The 16,690-nt window shown below is 30.1% G+C and carries 19 protein-coding genes and 1 pseudogene; 14 read left to right on the top strand and 6 right to left on the bottom strand.

The window, feature by feature from the left end; all coding sequences use genetic code 11:
- Positions 1 to 150 precede the first annotated feature (150 nt).
- The 8 genes and pseudogenes from BS101_RS20880 to BS101_RS20850 all read left to right on the top strand — a co-directional run bounded on the left by BS101_RS20880 (position 151) and on the right by BS101_RS20850 (position 7,135).
- Complete coding sequence (locus BS101_RS20880; RefSeq protein ID WP_073539206.1) at positions 151 to 1,386, top strand: site-specific integrase; 1,236 nt, start codon at positions 151 to 153, stop codon at positions 1,384 to 1,386.
- A complete protein-coding gene (locus BS101_RS20875; protein WP_073539205.1) occupies positions 1,379 to 2,365 on the top strand; it encodes a tyrosine-type recombinase/integrase in 987 nt (328 codons plus the stop codon). Before BS101_RS20880 ends, BS101_RS20875 begins: the two co-directional genes overlap by 8 nt.
- Entirely contained in the window at positions 2,352 to 3,365 is a 1,014-nt protein-coding gene (locus tag BS101_RS20870; protein WP_073540651.1) for a site-specific integrase, read from the top strand. The genes BS101_RS20875 and BS101_RS20870 overlap by 14 nt, the downstream gene beginning before the upstream one ends.
- A 96-nt stretch (positions 3,366 to 3,461) precedes the next feature.
- A pseudogene (locus BS101_RS24110) lies at positions 3,462 to 3,773 on the top strand (reverse transcriptase domain-containing protein); the annotation flags it as partial.
- A gap of 12 nt (positions 3,774 to 3,785) precedes the next feature.
- Positions 3,786 to 4,580 (top strand): HNH endonuclease, encoded by a 795-nt coding sequence (locus tag BS101_RS20865; RefSeq protein ID WP_242951352.1) that lies wholly within the window; start codon positions 3,786 to 3,788, stop codon positions 4,578 to 4,580.
- A gap of 330 nt (positions 4,581 to 4,910) precedes the next feature.
- The gene (locus tag BS101_RS20860; protein WP_242951351.1) at positions 4,911 to 5,357 is read left to right on the top strand and encodes a hypothetical protein; all 447 of its coding nucleotides are present in this window, start codon (positions 4,911 to 4,913) and stop codon (positions 5,355 to 5,357) included.
- Between the two features lie 204 nt (positions 5,358 to 5,561).
- Positions 5,562 to 6,008 carry a YbaK/EbsC family protein gene (locus tag BS101_RS20855; RefSeq protein ID WP_073540649.1) on the top strand — a complete coding sequence of 149 codons (447 nt, stop codon included), beginning with the start codon at positions 5,562 to 5,564 and terminating at the stop codon, positions 6,006 to 6,008.
- 134 nt (positions 6,009 to 6,142) lie between these two features.
- Positions 6,143 to 7,135: a hypothetical protein gene (locus BS101_RS20850; RefSeq protein WP_073540646.1), complete on the top strand. Its 993-nt coding sequence runs from the start codon at positions 6,143 to 6,145 to the stop codon at positions 7,133 to 7,135.
- Between the two features lie 161 nt (positions 7,136 to 7,296).
- Here the strand turns inward: BS101_RS20850 and BS101_RS20845 are convergent, their stop codons facing one another.
- A complete protein-coding gene (locus BS101_RS20845) occupies positions 7,297 to 7,587 on the bottom strand; it encodes a hypothetical protein (protein WP_073540644.1) in 291 nt (96 codons plus the stop codon).
- Positions 7,588 to 7,768: 181 nt separating this feature from the next.
- Here BS101_RS20845 and BS101_RS20840 point away from each other — a divergent pair, with 181 nt between their 5' ends.
- A complete protein-coding gene (locus tag BS101_RS20840) occupies positions 7,769 to 8,152 on the top strand; it encodes a winged helix-turn-helix transcriptional regulator (protein WP_073540642.1) in 384 nt (127 codons plus the stop codon).
- A 362-nt stretch (positions 8,153 to 8,514) separates the two neighbouring features.
- On the opposite strand, the gene BS101_RS20835 is transcribed toward BS101_RS20840, so the two are convergent.
- The 3 genes from BS101_RS20835 to BS101_RS20820 form a co-directional block, all read right to left on the bottom strand.
- Positions 8,515 to 8,787, bottom strand: coding sequence for a tyrosine-type recombinase/integrase (locus BS101_RS20835; protein WP_073540640.1), 273 nt, complete (start codon positions 8,785 to 8,787; stop codon positions 8,515 to 8,517).
- 11 nt (positions 8,788 to 8,798) lie between these two features.
- Positions 8,799 to 10,048 (bottom strand): IS3 family transposase gene (locus BS101_RS22495; protein WP_156876115.1). Its coding sequence is split into 2 segments (ribosomal slippage): positions 8,799 to 9,760 and positions 9,760 to 10,048, totalling 1,251 coding nucleotides; the frame shifts between segments, so codons are not numbered across the junction.
- A gap of 478 nt (positions 10,049 to 10,526) precedes the next feature.
- Positions 10,527 to 10,736 carry an aspartyl-phosphate phosphatase Spo0E family protein gene (locus tag BS101_RS20820; protein ID WP_073540636.1) on the bottom strand — a complete coding sequence of 70 codons (210 nt, stop codon included), beginning with the start codon at positions 10,734 to 10,736 and terminating at the stop codon, positions 10,527 to 10,529.
- 146 nt (positions 10,737 to 10,882) lie between these two features.
- Here BS101_RS20820 and BS101_RS20815 point away from each other — a divergent pair, with 146 nt between their 5' ends.
- The 3 genes from BS101_RS20815 (at position 10,883) to BS101_RS20800 (ending at position 13,213) form a co-directional block, all read left to right on the top strand.
- Positions 10,883 to 11,113, top strand: coding sequence for a helix-turn-helix domain-containing protein (locus BS101_RS20815; RefSeq protein WP_073540634.1), 231 nt, complete (start codon positions 10,883 to 10,885; stop codon positions 11,111 to 11,113).
- Between the two features lie 423 nt (positions 11,114 to 11,536).
- Entirely contained in the window at positions 11,537 to 12,196 is a 660-nt protein-coding gene (locus BS101_RS20805) for a phosphatase PAP2 family protein (RefSeq protein ID WP_073540633.1), read from the top strand.
- The gene (locus BS101_RS20800; RefSeq protein ID WP_073540631.1) at positions 12,197 to 13,213 is read left to right on the top strand and encodes a glycosyltransferase family 2 protein; all 1,017 of its coding nucleotides are present in this window, start codon (positions 12,197 to 12,199) and stop codon (positions 13,211 to 13,213) included. It abuts the gene before it with no gap.
- Positions 13,214 to 13,290: 77 nt separating this feature from the next.
- On the opposite strand, the gene glf is transcribed toward BS101_RS20800, so the two are convergent.
- The gene (gene glf, locus BS101_RS20795) at positions 13,291 to 14,412 is read right to left on the bottom strand and encodes a UDP-galactopyranose mutase (RefSeq protein ID WP_073540630.1); all 1,122 of its coding nucleotides are present in this window, start codon (positions 14,410 to 14,412) and stop codon (positions 13,291 to 13,293) included.
- A gap of 247 nt (positions 14,413 to 14,659) precedes the next feature.
- Here glf and BS101_RS20790 point away from each other — a divergent pair, with 247 nt between their 5' ends.
- Both BS101_RS20790 and BS101_RS20785 read left to right on the top strand, forming a co-directional pair.
- On the top strand, positions 14,660 to 14,857 hold the full coding sequence (locus tag BS101_RS20790; protein ID WP_073540628.1) for an alpha/beta-type small acid-soluble spore protein: 198 nt from the start codon (positions 14,660 to 14,662) through the stop codon (positions 14,855 to 14,857).
- A gap of 164 nt (positions 14,858 to 15,021) precedes the next feature.
- Positions 15,022 to 15,216 (top strand): hypothetical protein, encoded by a 195-nt coding sequence (locus BS101_RS20785; protein WP_012103945.1) that lies wholly within the window; start codon positions 15,022 to 15,024, stop codon positions 15,214 to 15,216.
- 166 nt (positions 15,217 to 15,382) lie between these two features.
- Here the strand turns inward: BS101_RS20785 and BS101_RS20780 are convergent, their stop codons facing one another.
- Positions 15,383 to 16,378 carry an acyltransferase family protein gene (locus tag BS101_RS20780; RefSeq protein WP_073540626.1) on the bottom strand — a complete coding sequence of 332 codons (996 nt, stop codon included), beginning with the start codon at positions 16,376 to 16,378 and terminating at the stop codon, positions 15,383 to 15,385.
- Positions 16,379 to 16,690 lie beyond the last annotated feature (312 nt).

Below are 16,690 nucleotides of genomic sequence, written 5' to 3'. Positions count from 1 at the left end.
GCATAACCCACCTTATGCAAAGAAAGTAATTATGCAAAGTAAATCTTGAATTGCCGCATTCTTGCAGGTATTACACTTGTTTTACTTTGCATAATCTCCGTCAATGATAATAATGTAAAAACTAAAAAATTATTGAAGGAGGCATTTTATATGCATAGAAAACCACTTAAAGAATTATTGCTAGATTTAGAACAGGAGCTACTGAGATTAGGCTACACTGAAGGCTCTATGAAGTTTTATCGTAATCGTTGGGAGAAAATCATAAAGTTTGCAGAAAATCGTAACGAAACTTATTACTCCGAACAATTGGGAATAGACTTTGTAGAAAAATACTTTCAGATTTTTAAAAAGGATTTTGATAAAACCTTGTGCCAAAAGGATACTCAGGAACTTCGTATCATCAGAATGATTGGCGATTTCCAAATGCATAATACCGTTTTAAGGCGGTATTATAAATACAGAGATCTTTTGACTGATCCATACTTTATGAAAATCAGCAGTGACTTCAAAAGTTACTGTGAAGCTAGGAGTTATTCTAAGGTAACTATTGATCACTACGTGAATCAAGCGGAGCGATTTATGGATTATCTTATTTCACAGGGCATCTGTAATTGCCGTAATATCAGCCTTTCAATTATACATAGCTATATCAGAACTCTAGCTGGTTACACTTATAAAACTGTGGAACAGAATATCTGCTCAATACGTACTTTTTTGAGATATCTTCTCGAGCAGGACATTTTAAAAACTGATTTAGCTGCAAAGACACCGATGGTTCAAGCACGTAAGCAGACACGCATTCCTTCCGTTTGGACAAAGGCTGAATTGGTCGCACTGATAGGAGCTATTGATCGTGGAAGCCCAAAAGGAAAACGGGATTATGCCATCATTCTTCTCGCTTGTATGCTGGGACTTAGGGTTACTGACATCAAAAACCTGACGTTTAATTGCTTTCACTGGGAAGAGAAGAAGTTGGTATTCGTACAATCAAAGACGCGAGAAACAGTTACTCTTCCAATTCCCTCTGAAGTAGGATGGGCTGTTATTGATTATCTGAAATATGGACGACCAAAGGTTGATTCATCAATTGTATTTGTAAGACATATGGCACCGTTCCTCCCTTTTTCAGAAGGGGATCACTTATCTCAATTAATCAAGAACTACATGGTAATTGCCCATCTGCCAACACTAAAAAAACGTCGGGGTATGCACTCGCTTCGACATACTGCAGCATCGAGAATGCTTGAACATGGCACACCTCTCGCAGTAATTTCAGATATCCTTGGTCACACGGATACTGATTCCACAGCAGTTTATTTAAAAGTAGATTTAAATAAGCTGAAGGAATGCTGCCTGAATACACCGGAGGTGGATAACCATGAGTGATTATTTTTTCAAAGGCCCATTTGCTCAGTATATCGAAAACCATGTTAAGTTAAAACAAGCAATCGGATATAAGTATAAAACTGAGAAAGAGCATCTCCTGCGATTCTCTGCATTTACTGCTAAAAAGTATTCTAAAGCAAAAGAACTTACAAGAGAAATAGTTTTAGACTGGTGCTCTAAGAAGATTTATGAGGCACAAGCTAATCAATGCTCAAGAGCTTCAGTACTTCGACAGTTTGCTATATATTTGGATAGTATAGGAATAAATGCATATATTCTTCCAAAAGGTTACTATCCGGTTGAAGAGAAATACGTTCCATATATTTATACAGTAGATGAATTGCAGCGTTTCTTCCATGAGACAGACAAATGTCCTTATGTCAGCGAATGTCCACAACGACACTTGATTATGCCAGTATTCTTTAGAATGATCTACTCATGCGGTCTTCGCTCTTCAGAAGCAAGACTACTTAAAATAGATGATGTAGATCTTAGGGATGGAGTACTAACCATCCAGCATTCCAAGAAAGACAACAGCCGTCTAGTTCCAATGTCGGATGAATTAACAAGTCGCTGTCGCGATTACTTCAAATGTGTCCATGTGATTTCCAAGCGTAGCGATTACTTTTTTCCCGGATTGGATGGCAAGCCAATGACTATAGGTAATGTATATCACAACTTTAGGCGCTTTCTATGGAGAGCTAGAATTTCACATGGAGGCCGCGGCAAGGGTCCACGAGTTCATGACTTTCGCCATGCTTTTGCATGCCACTGTCTGAAAAAATGGGTTCTAGAAGAAAAAGACCTTTCAGTTTACCTTCCAATACTGAAGACATATATGGGACACGACTCCTTTAATGAAACTTCATATTACCTTAGAATGACTGCTGATGTATTCCCCGATATATCTATTAAGCTAGAGGGATGTTATCCAGACATTATCCCCGAATTGGAAGGTGATGCTGGTGAAACCTACTGATTTTGCAATACACCTTACTGGATTCTTGTCTGAATACCTGCCAAGACAAAAAAATGCTAGCAAAAATACAATAACATCCTACCGGGATACCTTTAAACTGCTAATTAGATACTGTCAGGAACAACGAAATATGCCTGTTGAAAGACTCAACCTGAACATGCTGACGCATGGATTGATTAAGGATTTCCTTGAGTGGCTGGAAACAAGCAAAAAATGTAGTATTTCAACTAGAAACCAACGACTTGCAGCTATACATTCCTTTTTTCGCTATGCGCAGTACGAGGAACCAGAGGGAATTCTTCATTTTCAAAAAGTGATTTCACTGCCGATTAAGAAGACACAAAAACCATCAATACCGCATCTTACACCAGAGGCTATGAAGCTCTTATTATCCCAGCCAGACAAGACTACTCCAAAAGGACGTCGTGATTTAACCCTTTTAAGTATCCTTTATGATTCTGGATGCAGAGTACAGGAACTTGTCGATCTAAGGGTGCGTGATGTTGTGTTGAATAATCCAGGAGTTCTTATTCTTACTGGAAAGGGAAATAAGGTACGTAGAGTTCCACTATTGAAAAATGCACTTGCTTTATTGTCACGCTATATTCAGGAAAATTCCTTAAACGTGAATTGGAAAAGTGACTACCCCTTATTTACGAACAAGCAGCATAACAAACTTACTAAAGAGGGTATTGCATACATTATTTCACAGTATGTATGCTCAGCAAGAAGAATCTCAACGATTGTCCCTGAAAAAGTAACACCACATATGTTTCGTCACAGCAAAGCAATGCATCTGCTACAAGCCGGAGTCAATCTGATATATATCCGGGATTTTTTAGGACACGAGGACATCAAAACTACAGAGACTTATGCTAAGTGTGATACAGAGTTAAAACGTCAGGCAATTGAGAGTGCTTATCCCGATTTAGTTGATATCAACCTGCCTGATTGGAGTGAAGATGCGTCATTACTAAATTGGCTTTCTAAATTAAAGTAGTCGAGATATTATGCAAAGTAAATCTTCAGAGAACCCAGTTAAACCAATGCCTGATGAGGTTTACTTCGCATAATCTCCAACTTTGCATAAGGTGGGATAATTAGTCCACTGCTATCAAATATTGTACTTAATGAATTAGATTGGTGGATTAGTGATCAATGGGAAACCTTTGAAACTAAACATAAGTATGCTCAATTACATAAATATAGAGCAATTAAAAAAACAAATCTCAAAGAAATATGGCTAGTTCGATATGCAGATGATTTTAAAATTTTCTGTAGAGATTATAAAACAGCTCAAAAAATTTATAATGCAACAAGATTGTGGTTAATAGAGAGGCTAGACTTAGAAATCAGTCCTGATAAATCTAAAATAACCAATCTAAGAAAAAATTATACAGAATATCTAGGATTCAAGTTAATGGCTAAAATCAAAAGAAATAAATATGTATGTCAAAGTAGAATGTGTGACAAGACGAAACAAAATACCATAGATAAATTAAAACAACAAATTAAAATAATACAAAAAGAACAAAATTCAAAAGAAGTCTCTAAAGTAAATTCCATTATTTTAGGTAGCCATAATTATTACAATAGTGCAACAAATGTGATTTTAGATTTTAAAGAAATAAATTTCTTAGTTACAAAAACCTTGGATATTAGATTAAGGGATATAATTAGTGATAAACCTAAACTATCTGAAACCTATAAAAGGCTTTATGAAAATTATAAAGGAAAAATAAGAACGATACAAGGGGTGACAATATTCCCTATATATGGATGTAAAACAAAACCACCAATGTGTTTTCCTAAAGATATTTGCAACTATACAAAAGAAGGTAGAAAGATTATTCATGCTAAATTAAAAGGATACAACAAAACATTATTATACCTATTAAAAAATACATCTGAAAACAACTCGACTGAGTTTAATGATAATAGAATTTCATTATTAGTTGGACAACAAGGAAGATGTTATATTACAGGTAACTTGTTAAATATAGGAAACATGGAATGTCATCATAAAAAACCTAAAAGTCTGGGTGGGGATGATAGTTATAATAATCTAGTGTGGATAAAAACAGAAGTCCACAGATTAGTTCATGCAGTACAACAAGAAACTATTGAAAAATATTTAGAACAACTAGATTTAAATAAAATAGGTTTAAAACGAGTTAATTCTTTAAGAAAGTTAGTAGAAAATTCAGTTATTTAATTAGTAAAATGCAATTTGTTGGAACGCCGGATGAGGTGAAAATCTCATGTCCGGTGTGAGGTGGGGGGAAAAGATTGAGATAATTTCAAAGTCTTACCTATCACGCATAATAATATCGTTCTAATAGGCAGAACTTTTAATGAATATTATAGGATGTTTGATATTCATAATATAAGTAAAAGTGAGAGAATATTGGATGTAGCTTCAGGTGTCAGTTCTTTTTGTGCAGAAGCTAGAGCTTAAGGATATGATGTTACTGATTCTGATAGAATTTATTATTTTTCGGCTAGGGATATAGAAGAAAAGTGCACAAAAGATTTAGAAATAACAATGGGAAAAATGGAAGAGATTAAAGATTTGTATAAGTGGAAGTATTTTAAAGACATTAAACATTTAAAAGAACACCGTAAAAAAGCATATGAAGCATTTATTAGGGATTTTAAACAAAATTCAAGGGCGGAATATGTTACTACCGAGTACCCTAAAAGCCATTTTAAAGATAAACAGTTTAATATAGCTCTTGTATCACACTTTCTGTTTATGTATGATGAGCATTTAGATTATGAGTTCCATAAAAGGGTTATTGAAGAATTAGTAAGGATAACATCGAAGGAAATAAGAGTATTTCCAATAGTCAATTTAAAATGTGAAAAGTCTCTGTTTGTTGACAAATTAATAGAGGATGGATGCTTTTCTAAATATGAAATTAAAACAGTAAAAGTAAATTATGAATTTGTGAAAGGTGGAAACGAAATGTTAGTAATCAGGGTTCAATAATAGTACTTAGTTCATCAATTTAATCTATATGGAATGAAGCGGATAAACCTCTGAAAGTGATTGTTATAACAATTCAGATAGCAAGTTTATAGTATATTCTTTTAATGTATAGGAATTTATAAAATTTCCAATAAAATTCCAATTAAAAAGGTTATAGGGGATAGCGAATTTTTTTGAAATATGTACTACTAGGAGGTAAATTTAATGAAAGATATAAAAGATATTTTAAAAGGGAATGGTTTTTCATTTGAATTAATTCATAATGATAAGCCTATTTATACAGCAAAAGAAGGTGCTGACTATTTTAAAATTGATATTGCTCAAATAGCACCAACATTAATAATATATACAAATAAAGGGTTTTATGTAATAGTTATATCAGGTGAAAGAGGCCATGTAAATTTCAAGGAAATAAAATGTTTGCTAAACTGTAAAAATGTTAGATTAGCCACTAAAGAGGAAGTTAAATTGATAACGGGATTTTCAGTTGGGAATGTTCCGATGTTCGGAATTTCATTGCCATATATAATTGATAAGAGACTTCTTAAATTTTCTTTTGTATATGGTGGATTAGGTGAAGAAAATACTACTTTAAAAGTTGAACCAGATGCTTTATTGAAATTAAATAATGTTATTGGAACATTAGATTAAAAATTTCCTAAATTTAAAATTAAGGTAATTTCGTAATCTTTTCTTATACTTGTGTCACATGTAAAATATTAAACAACTCAATAAATAGTAATTTGTCGTGCAGATTATTTATAATTGGCATAGGAGGAAAATAAATGGATATAAAGATTATCGATAAGATTGGAAAATTAAAAGAAACATCTACTTATGAAGGTATTATGGAAATCGTGGAGTATGATTTTAAAAAAGCATATATTTATAATGATGCAGCAAAAGAAATATCTGAAAAGAAGGATGAAATACTTAAAAATCTTTTTCTTGAAAATAAACTTGACAATGTAGAATTAAAATACTCTGAAAATAAAGGTGAATATTTAAATACAAAAAACTGGCTGCGCTATACTGTAGTAAATGATATTATTAAATCCAAATCTGAGGGAAGCATTTTTGATGCTGATTTGTCTGTAAAAGAGATTTTGGGTGAGACGTACATAGATTGTATAAATTCTATGAAAACTCTATTTTTTGACTATATACGTAACAATACTTCATGGATTAATGACTATCAAGAAGAATATAAAAAATGCGAGTTGTATAGAGATTTTTGGTTATTAGATAAATTTTCCGATTATTCAAAAGATTTAAATTCAAGTATTTTAAAAGAATTTGAAACTTTTGCAAACCTCACTCACTCTATTGGTAACTATATGCCTTTCCCCCCTAGCGATAAAAACAATGATAATTACAATACTGCAAAAGGTTTCTTAGGTGATGTAAAAGATTTCTTACCTTTGATGATTGATAAAATTGAAAATTGTATTGCAAATAAAATCTGTCAAAAATATAAGTATAACGGAAACCCCGTTACAGTTTCTTTAAATGTTTTAGAATCATGGAAAGAGTTTTTCCTTCAAAACAGAGAAAAGTTCTTATTAGAAGAATATTATTTTGTAATAGAACAAAATGGTATAAAGAAAATGATAGGAATACCATTGTTTAAAACGCAATCTCTATCTCATACTATTCCACTAAGTGAAGAAGAATTTAAAGAGTGTATTGAAGAAATGAATAGACGTATTAAAACAAGGGGAACACGTATGGTTATAAACTTCATTATCAAAAACATTGAAAATGCTGTTGATAATTAATCAAGAACATAAGTAACAATGTTATTTGTATGATGAGCATTTTATGAAGCTCGATAATTTCCAATTTAATGTTGAGTAGTATAAATGGTAATATAAATAGTACTTTGTAGCAAAGATTAACAAGAAAGCCACGCTATCAATGATAGAATGGCTTTTAATTATTAAGCTACGCTATAAATTTTTACTTCTGGGTCTGTATTCCACAGAGGTTGCAGTCCCACAAATACATCGTTTTTAAACATTTCGCTTGATAAGTAAGCATTTGCATGTTCAATGCTGTCGAAACCATGAAGAACTTGAACGTCTTCATCACGAATCAAAAGGTCTTTTGTTAATGCACCTTCGATTGTTTCAAGGAAAGGTCTTCTGTAGTCTGTGTAGACCTTTGCAGCAGCTTGACGATTGTTGTTGTCAATTTTCATTGTGATTTCCAAATAAGCATTTACTTTCATGATAATACCTCCTGAATAATTTTTACTAGCTCTTATTGATGAGCTTGTATGGATTATAACAAGGTGACTTGGAAAATAGAATATATTAGCAAATTTATGAGTCACTAATAAATTTCATAGTAACTTTTATTCTACAAAGAATTGTCATATACTATGATTAAAAAATTAAGGAGTAAAGTCAATGTATAAACCTAAATTAGAAAAAGATATTCGTTGTCCGTTAGAGTATGGATTAACCGTTTTTGGTGGCAAGTGGAAGTCAAGAATAATCTGCGTTTTAGCTGAAAAGGAAACCTTGAGATATAGTTCCATTCGTAAGGAAATGACGAATATAACAGATGCTGTACTGGCTGCAACATTAAAGGAATTGATTGCAGATGAAATTATAAAAAGACAGTCTTATGATGAAATACCTCCGAGAGTTGAATATTCATTGACCTCGAAAGGTCAGTCTGTAATTCCAATTTTGCAAAGTATTTGTAGGTGGTCTGGTGTTTATCATATTGAGGACAACGAAAATACGCTTTCTCAATGTCAAAAGTGTGATTATAATGCGAACATGTAATTTGATATAGAGTAAGAACAAATTCTAATTTGTAGAGTTTAGGTAACCTAATTTTAGCTTCAGTTCTGTCGTATCTTTTATATTTTATGAGGTAATCTAAAAAGGCAATTATGCCTTTTTTAGGTACATATATTGATCCTCTTGGTAACTTATATTCTTACCATAACAAAGTAAAAACCTACTGAAATTTCTTTAGTACAATTATAATTGTGGTTTTAGTGGTGGAGGCGAAATTTGCTGAACCACTCACTAGAAATCACATGTTTTATTGTACAATTTATTACAATGATTAATTTAAATATAAAGTTTCATAGATATAGTTATCATTACTTCTATAGTTGTTTATAGTAGAATTTTATATATTAATAACTATGTAAAATTCTATTTTTAGTATCAACGTCGTGCCAGCTCAAGGCCAATATTTCCCCTTCACGCATACCAAGAGAAAATCCTAAATAAGCCATGCCAGCTATTCTGCTATTAATTTTATATAAATAGTTAAGTATGTTGTTTCTTTCATTTGAAGTAAATACTTCAATTTCATCAGAATTTTTTCCTTTTAGATAAGCTATTTGTCCAGGAATTTTTACCGGATTAACCCCCTCGTTTTGGACAGAATCTAATAAATTCTTCATTTCTTTTAAATTTAGACCCTTATTTGAATATTTGTTAGGTTTTCTCCAAAATAAAGGTTATAAAATTCATGTGGAGCCATAAATCTTAAACTTGAATGTAATCTCCTATTATTGTAGAATTCCATAAATTCATTTACTATTTTGTATGCTTCCGCATAGCTTTGAAATTCATTAATTTTTAAACACTCATCCTCAAGTATTCTGTGAAATGATTCCACATGTGCGTTTTTATTTGGCGTCTTCACTGGTATTCTCTCATGTTCAGTTTTAAGTCCTTCACAGCATTCATCAAATTTATGACTTATAAACTGAGGCCCGTTGTCTGTTCTTATTACTGGCTTTTTAGAGCCTTCCTCAAACAAGTTTCTTCTTATTAAGCACTTTCTCAGTAGTGCTGTAGCATCTTTAGCCTCACAGTGTAAACCCATGTGGTAATCTATAATGCTCCTATCAAAGATATCAATTAAATTTAGTAAGTAGAAGAACTTATCTTCACCTTCTATGTAGCCATATTTTATATCCATTTCCCATAGTTGATTTGAGCCTGTTATAGTTCTGTTAACTGCAATAGTTCTCTTTATTTTAGCTTTAATTATTCTCTGGTCTTTAAGTATTCTGAGCTCTTTGCAAAGCCGATAAACCTTCTTGTGATTAATCACAAGATTATAATATTTTCTTAGATGGTAAGTTATTTTTCTATATCCATAGTTAATAGCATCCCCATCAATGGCCTCCAAAATAAATTCCTTAATCTGATCATCGCATACTTTCTCACCATCTACGTTTATACTGTATCCTTTTGGCTTTCCACCTTTAGGTCTAGCCTTTTCTTTGCCTTCTACGCTTAAATTATAGTAATATGTTGATCTTCCGAGTTTAACTACTTTAAGTACAAATACTGCATTGTATCCTTGATCTATATATTTTTTAGCTATTTCTACTTTTTCTTTAATTGAGGGTTTGATTTTTTTATTAAGTCTCTAAGAATTGCTACTTCTAAATCTTTTTCTCCTAACAATTTTTTTAGATGATCATTCTCTTTTGTTACTTCTGTTAACTCATTTTCAAGTTCTTTTTCTCCCTCAACCAAAGCTTTTCTACCAGGCTTAACTTTAATCTCATCCTTAGAATTCTTTATCCACGTAAATATAGTTGATTTTGAGATCCCATGCCTTCTTGATACCAGTGAAACATTTCCTACTTCTTTCACTTCTCTTAATACCTCTTCTTTTAATTCTTTTGTATAACTTTTTCCTTTCATAGTTTGCCTCCAATCACTTTCTATATTATAATAAATATAGATATAATTGTCCAAGTTTATTTAGGGGCTTAAGAGATAATTATATGGACTTAACAAAACAAAATAGGGAATCACATTTAGGATTAACTTATGAAGCCAAGGCTCAAAAATATGCAAAGATTATTTCGAAATCAATAATTGTAGTAATTTTGCTTTAAATATTGCTTGGATCAAGTAGTATCAATGGATAGCGAATTTTAATGGTTCAAATTCCTCTTTTGTCTTCCTTATGGAAGGTTGCTTTGAAATACCTAATTATCAAATAGATAGAGTAATATTCGCTGTAGGGCCTAAAAATAATAACTTAGTTTCAAATAAATAAAAAATAAAGGCTGTGTGATTTTTTCATATAGTTTTGCGTTTATTTATAATATTGTTATTTACAACTAATATAGTATAATTCATATTTACTTGGAATTTATAATAAGTGTAAATAATATCAATAAGTTTGAATTTTTGATTTGTTTGGTTTATTTTTGTGCAGCTTTTTTATAATTTTACTATTTATATCATATGGCATTCTATGGGTAAACTCATTTATGCAATTATCTAATTCCTGACTTACCTTTAATATTTGATTATACTCAGCCTTTTCTGTAATCAGAAAATATAGTTTCTCTCTTAATTCTTCCATCTTTTCTTTAAGCATATTACCTCCCATTTGTATACTAATTTGTACTACATTTAGTTCTTTAAATCTTCATTTAATTATAACATAAATATCTTCTTTGAAGACTATAGTCCGTAGAATGTTTATAAAAATTCTTTGAAAATTATATGCAAGAGGTGAAATTTATGACTTTAGAAAAAGCTCTTGCTATAATTTTAAAAAACAATAGATTGAAATGTGGACTGTCACAGGAAGAACTGGCTTATAGATGTGAACTTGACAGAACTTACATAAGTTTACTGGAAAGAGAAAAGAGGAAGCCAACTTTGAATGTTATTTTTAAAATTTGTGAAAACTTAAATATAAAGACAAGTGCTTTTGTAAGAGAAATCGAAATGATGATAAATGATAATTAAAATTATATATGGATTTTTAGATATAAGTAATAATAGTATAAAAATTGTGAGGTGAACATAATGGATGGTACGAGTAAAAAACAAATTATTAAAGAGTATAAGCAAAGAGAAATAGAGATGGTATAATTAGAATATATAATACAATTACAGGATATTGTTTTGTAGATATATCTAATAATTTATATAAACCTTTTGAATGGATTAAATTTCAATTAGAACTTGGAAGATTTAAGTCAAAACAGCTTCAAAAAGATTGGAATACTTATGGACAAGAGGTATTAAATCTGATGTTGTAGAAAAGCATTTTAACATTTATTTAGTTAAAAATAAGTAATGATAGGCAGAATTTTTTATAAAACAACACTAATATATTGACTTGATATCACTTAAAATATTATACTTAAAATAACTTAGGGGAAAAAGATGAAAATAATAAAACGAATATATAACTATATACCAAAGTATTCTATTAAACCTTTAATTGTATGTGTATTTTTTAATTTCGCTATATATTTAGGAGCACGATTGTTTTATAAACATAGAGTTTTTCATAATTTAACCTCATACTATGATGACAGGATTCCAGTGGTTCCGATATTTGTATTGGTTTACTTTGGAGGCTATCTTTTTTGGATTGTTAATTATATATTAATTAGTAACATAAATAAAGAACATTGCTATCGTTTTTTAACGGCAGATTTATTGGGAAAATTAATATGTGGTATTATATATATAAATTTTCCTACAACTAATATAAGACCTAATATTATCACGCCAGATATTTTTTCGGACATGCTTAAATTTTTATATAGTATAGATGCAGCAGATAATCTTTTTCCGTCGATTCATTGTCTGGTTAGTTGGTATTGTTTTGTTGGCTTAAGAAATTGTAAGGGCATTCCTGCTTGGTATCGATATTTTTCTTTATTTATGGCTATAATGATATGTATTTCAACATTAACAACAAAACAGCACGTTATAATTGATGTTTTAGGGGGAGTTATGTTGGCTGAATTAACATGGAGGCTATCTTTACATTTACAACTTTATAAAACATTTAAGCTTATTAATCAGGAGGTATAAATGAAAGTTCTTACTGTAGTAATACCCTGTTACAATTCAGCAGCTTATATGGATAGAGCAATAGAATCGTTGCTAATTGGAGACGAGGATTTGGAAATTTTGATTGTAGATGATGGCTCTAGTGATAATACTTCAATAATTGCTGATGAATATGAGAAGAAATATCCTAACATAATACGTACAATACATAAAGAAAATGGTGGTCATGGTGATGCAATAAACACAGGGCTTAAATATTCAAAGGGCATATATTTTAAAGTTTTAGATAGTGATGATTGGTTTGACAAAAATAGCTTGAAAAAAGTACTTGATATATTAAAAAATATGATTAATAATTCCAAAACATTGGACATGCTTATTGTAAATTATGTGTATGAGAATATAAATATGCATAAATCAAAAAGTATTAATTATAAAGGTGCAATGCCGGAAGAAAAAATATTTACATGGGATGACTTAGGACATCTTAAAAACAGTCAAAATATATTAATGCACTCAGTTATTTATCGTACAGAGATTCTTAAAAAATGTAATTTAAAGCTTCCTAAACATACATTTTATGTGGACAATATTTTTGTATATAAACCGTTGCCTTATGTAAAAACAATGTATTATATAAATGTGGATCTTTACAGATATTTTATTGGGAGAGAAGATCAATCAGTTAATGAAAAAATAATGATTGAGCGTATTGATCAACAGATAAGGGTAACAAAAATAATTATTGACTGTTATAATCCAATGATTATAGAATGTAAAAAGTTGCGCAAATATATGATTAAATATTTAGTAATGATGATGACAGTTAGTACGGTACTATTATTAAAAGATAATACAGAAAAAAGTTTAAATAAAAAAAAGGAACTTTGGTATTATCTAAATTCTAAAAATAAGGATTTGTATAAAGAAATAAATAAATCCTTTCTGGGATTATTTGTGCAAATTAAAGGCTTAGTAGGAAAGAATATTATATTATTAGCTTATTCATTATCAAGAAGGATATTTGGATTTAACTAATAAGAGATCTATATTGTTAATAAGTATTGTTTGTGGATGCATCGAAGGTTTTATGGTTAAACTTTCAATGCATCTTACTAGATATTTTTAGATAGTTCATTTTCTACGCACATCAAAGCCTCTGCTACAATATTTTGCATATCAAAGTATCTATACATCCCAAGACGTCCTCCAAATATAACTTTATTTTCTGCAGCTGCTAATGCCTTGTACTTTGCGTATAATTTGTTATTTCTATCATCATTCATTGGGTAATACGGGGTATCACCATGATGCCATATGGCGGGATATTCCCTTGTGATTACTGTCTTAGGATTAGAATTTCCACTTTGACAGCCAAATTCAAAATGCTTGTGTTCAATTATTCGGGTATATGGAACATCATATTCTGTAAAGTTAACAACTGCGTTACCTTGATAATTCTCACAATCTAAAATTTCTGTTTCAAAACGAAGAGAACGATATTCAAGCTTTCCATAACAATGTTTGTAATATTCATCAATCATTCCGGTGAAAACAATTTTATCTGCAAGAGATGTCAGTTTATCACGTTGCATAAAAAAATCAGTCTCAAGATGAATCTGGATGCCTTCCAGCATTTTCTCAATGATCTGTGTATAACCTCCGATGGGTATTCCCTGATATCTATCATTAAAATAGTTGTTATCGTAGGTAAAACGGACTGGCAGCCTTTTTATAATGAAATTTGGCAATTCTGTTGCCCTGCGTCCCCATTGTTTCTCTGTATAACCTTTCACTAATTTCTCGTAGATATCTCTACCAACCAAACTTATTGCCTGTTCTTCAAGGTTTTTAGGTTCAATAATACCAGCTTCCTCGATCTGTTGTTGAATTTTAGCTTTTGCCTGTGATGGGGTAATTACTCCCCAAATTCTATTAAATGTATTCATATTAAAGGGCATGTTATAGAGTTCAGATTTATATCTAGCAACAGGGGAGTTGGTGTATCTGTTAAATTCAGCAAACTGATTCATGTATTCCCACACTTTCCTGCTATCTGTGTGGAAAATATGTGCACCATACTGATGTACTTGAATTCCCTCTATTTGTACTGTATATATATTACCCCCAATATGAGAACGTTTATCTATCACGAGACATTTTTTACCTCTTTTATTAGCTTCATATGCAAATATTGATCCAAATAAACCAGATCCAACAATCAAATAGTCATACATTGCCAATCCTCCTTTTTGATTTGACAACTAAAAGGATACTATATTTTTAGTGTGATGGCTATCTTTTTTTATAAAGAACTTTTCACTTTATTTTTTATAATTAAATTTTTCAAAAGTTCTTAATGACTATGCATAACATATTTACACATATATCTAAATATCCATCCAATTGCCTAGAGTATTTTTTATAAAAGTGTATAAACTTTAAGTATAAGCAGTAAAAATCACTATAAAAGGAGTGTTTATTATGGCATATAACAGTAATAAATTAGTAATACCAGAAGCTAGAGAAGCTTTAAATCAATTTAAAATAGAATCAGCTAGAGAAGTGGGAGTAAATTTAAAAAATGGCTATAATGGAGATCTTACTTCCAGGGAAGCTGGTTCTATAGGTGGAAATATGGTTAAAAAAATGGTTGAAGCTTATGAACAAGGTTTAAAGTAATATTTAATAAAAAGCCTGTACCTTTAATAGGGATACGGGCTTTATTTCAAATTTACAATGGATTAGAATGTTTAAAATTTAAATTTGTATTATCTAAATACAAATTTAATAACTGGTTAAAATAAGAACAGATGTACACAAAAAATAATATAGGTGATGATAATATGAGAAATGGATTAATTACGACGGCGTTAGGTACTGCAGTCACTGCAGGTTCAGTTGCATTAAGGGCATCGGATTTGAAAAATAGGAGAATGCATAAAAATGATATTGTTCCTATGATAGAAACAGCTGCTTTGGGATTTGGGTTAGCCCATATTGTCTTGGGAACAGTGGATTTATTGCAAAATCGAAGATAAGTCAAAAATCCCTACTCATATATTTGGAAGTGAAAATATTCTTAAAATTGTGAGCAGGTAAATTAATCTACAAGTATGATAATTTTAATGTATAGTAGTATTTTAAAAAACTGCTATGGTAACTTATACACTTAATTATTTAATTAGGTGTATAAGTTATTTAATACTATCTTGTGGCTTGCTTTAATATTTTCGGATAAATTATTACTCTGGCAATTTTATTGATATATTTGGAAGAGAGAATTATAACAATAAAAAATGAAAGTATAATAATAAATATTTCTGTCCTGAAAGATTCTATGTAATCAAAAAAGTTATATTTAAGCAATAATTTTATAATAAAACCGTGAAATACATATACGGTCATACTTCTAGAACCTAAATGAGTAAAAAAGAATTTTTTATTTGGAACTAGTGTCAATATACAAATGGATATAATTATAGCTAATATATATAAAGTTATATCAATAATATAATTTGGATATACAGAGCTATTTAATTGTGAATAGGAGAGACTTCCATAGAACCATTTATAATTAATTTTATTATTTATTAAATATAACAAGGGGAAAATAGCCAGTAAAGTTAAAACCGCATATTTTTTTGCAATATACTGTCTAATGATAGTTATATGACGCTTTTCAGTAAAGTATCCCATTAAGAAATAAGGGAAAAATGTTATAGTCCTCGATAAACTTAAATAATATCCAATGTTAGTGTCATATCCACATAATATAGAAATAAGAAGTGAAATTATAATAGAATATTTAATTTTACAAAAATAAGGTAATATAAGATTCCATATAAATAGAGAAAGAAGATACCATGTAATCCAATAAGGATAAACTAAAGTAATTTTAAAATTTTCTGCTTTTAAAACGTAAATATTAAATAGAGAATATAATAATTGAAAAATAACATAAGGTACAAAAATATTGGTAATTTTGGAAAATAACTTTTCTTCGTTATTAATATCCTTTGAAAAATATCCTGAAATAAAAACAAATAAAGGCATATGGAAAGAGTATATAACTACATATAATAATTTAATATTTGAATGTGAATTTATTAATGGTTCTATGGTATGTCCAATTACTACCAGAGTAATTAATAATAATTTTAAATTATCAAAATAATTTTCTCTACAATTTTTTAAATTCATATTAAACCCCATATTTATGTAATGTTTTATCTAAACGCTGGAATTAACTAATCCCCAACTTCTTTAAAGTGTGGGATAAGTACTGCTTGCGCTTAGATAAGTTCTTCCAAGATTCAGGTGGAGAAAATATTCTCCACAAGAAAACTCCATCTGAACCTCTGAATCACTTTATATTTATTATTCTATGTTTATACTGTTACAATATGGTGTTATATTGATTAATTAAATTTGTATTTTTTGAAAATTTAGTTAATAATGTTAATGAACATTAATTAGTATAGTGCTTCTATATCTTAATAAAAAATTATACAT

Source organism: Clostridium kluyveri, assembly GCF_001902295.1.
Classification (GTDB): Bacteria; Bacillota; Clostridia; order Clostridiales; family Clostridiaceae; genus Clostridium_B; species Clostridium_B kluyveri_B.
The sequence above is the reverse complement of the archived record's forward strand: the minus strand, read 5'-3'. Positions and strand labels throughout refer to the sequence as shown.

Coding starts and splice junctions, on each gene's coding strand:
- BS101_RS20880 (WP_073539206.1), top strand. CDS start 151: ATGCATAGAAAACCACTTAAAGAATTATTGCTAGATTTAGAACAGGAG.
- BS101_RS20790 (WP_073540628.1), top strand. CDS start 14,660: ATGGCATATAACAGTAATAAATTAGTAATACCAGAAGCTAGAGAAGCT.
- BS101_RS20855 (WP_073540649.1), top strand. CDS start 5,562: ATGAAAGATATAAAAGATATTTTAAAAGGGAATGGTTTTTCATTTGAA.
- BS101_RS20845 (WP_073540644.1), bottom strand. CDS start 7,587: ATGAAAGTAAATGCTTATTTGGAAATCACAATGAAAATTGACAACAAC.
- glf (WP_073540630.1), bottom strand. CDS start 14,412: ATGTATGACTATTTGATTGTTGGATCTGGTTTATTTGGATCAATATTT.
- BS101_RS20785 (WP_012103945.1), top strand. CDS start 15,022: ATGAGAAATGGATTAATTACGACGGCGTTAGGTACTGCAGTCACTGCA.
- BS101_RS20860 (WP_242951351.1), top strand. CDS start 4,911: ATGGGAAAAATGGAAGAGATTAAAGATTTGTATAAGTGGAAGTATTTT.
- BS101_RS20835 (WP_073540640.1), bottom strand. CDS start 8,787: ATGAAGAATTTATTAGATTCTGTCCAAAACGAGGGGGTTAATCCGGTA.
- BS101_RS20865 (WP_242951352.1), top strand. CDS start 3,786: ATGGCTAAAATCAAAAGAAATAAATATGTATGTCAAAGTAGAATGTGT.
- BS101_RS20850 (WP_073540646.1), top strand. CDS start 6,143: ATGGATATAAAGATTATCGATAAGATTGGAAAATTAAAAGAAACATCT.
- BS101_RS20800 (WP_073540631.1), top strand. CDS start 12,197: ATGAAAGTTCTTACTGTAGTAATACCCTGTTACAATTCAGCAGCTTAT.
- BS101_RS20815 (WP_073540634.1), top strand. CDS start 10,883: ATGACTTTAGAAAAAGCTCTTGCTATAATTTTAAAAAACAATAGATTG.
- BS101_RS20820 (WP_073540636.1), bottom strand. CDS start 10,736: ATGCTTAAAGAAAAGATGGAAGAATTAAGAGAGAAACTATATTTTCTG.
- BS101_RS20840 (WP_073540642.1), top strand. CDS start 7,769: ATGTATAAACCTAAATTAGAAAAAGATATTCGTTGTCCGTTAGAGTAT.
- BS101_RS20780 (WP_073540626.1), bottom strand. CDS start 16,378: ATGAATTTAAAAAATTGTAGAGAAAATTATTTTGATAATTTAAAATTA.
- BS101_RS20805 (WP_073540633.1), top strand. CDS start 11,537: ATGAAAATAATAAAACGAATATATAACTATATACCAAAGTATTCTATT.
- BS101_RS20875 (WP_073539205.1), top strand. CDS start 1,379: ATGAGTGATTATTTTTTCAAAGGCCCATTTGCTCAGTATATCGAAAAC.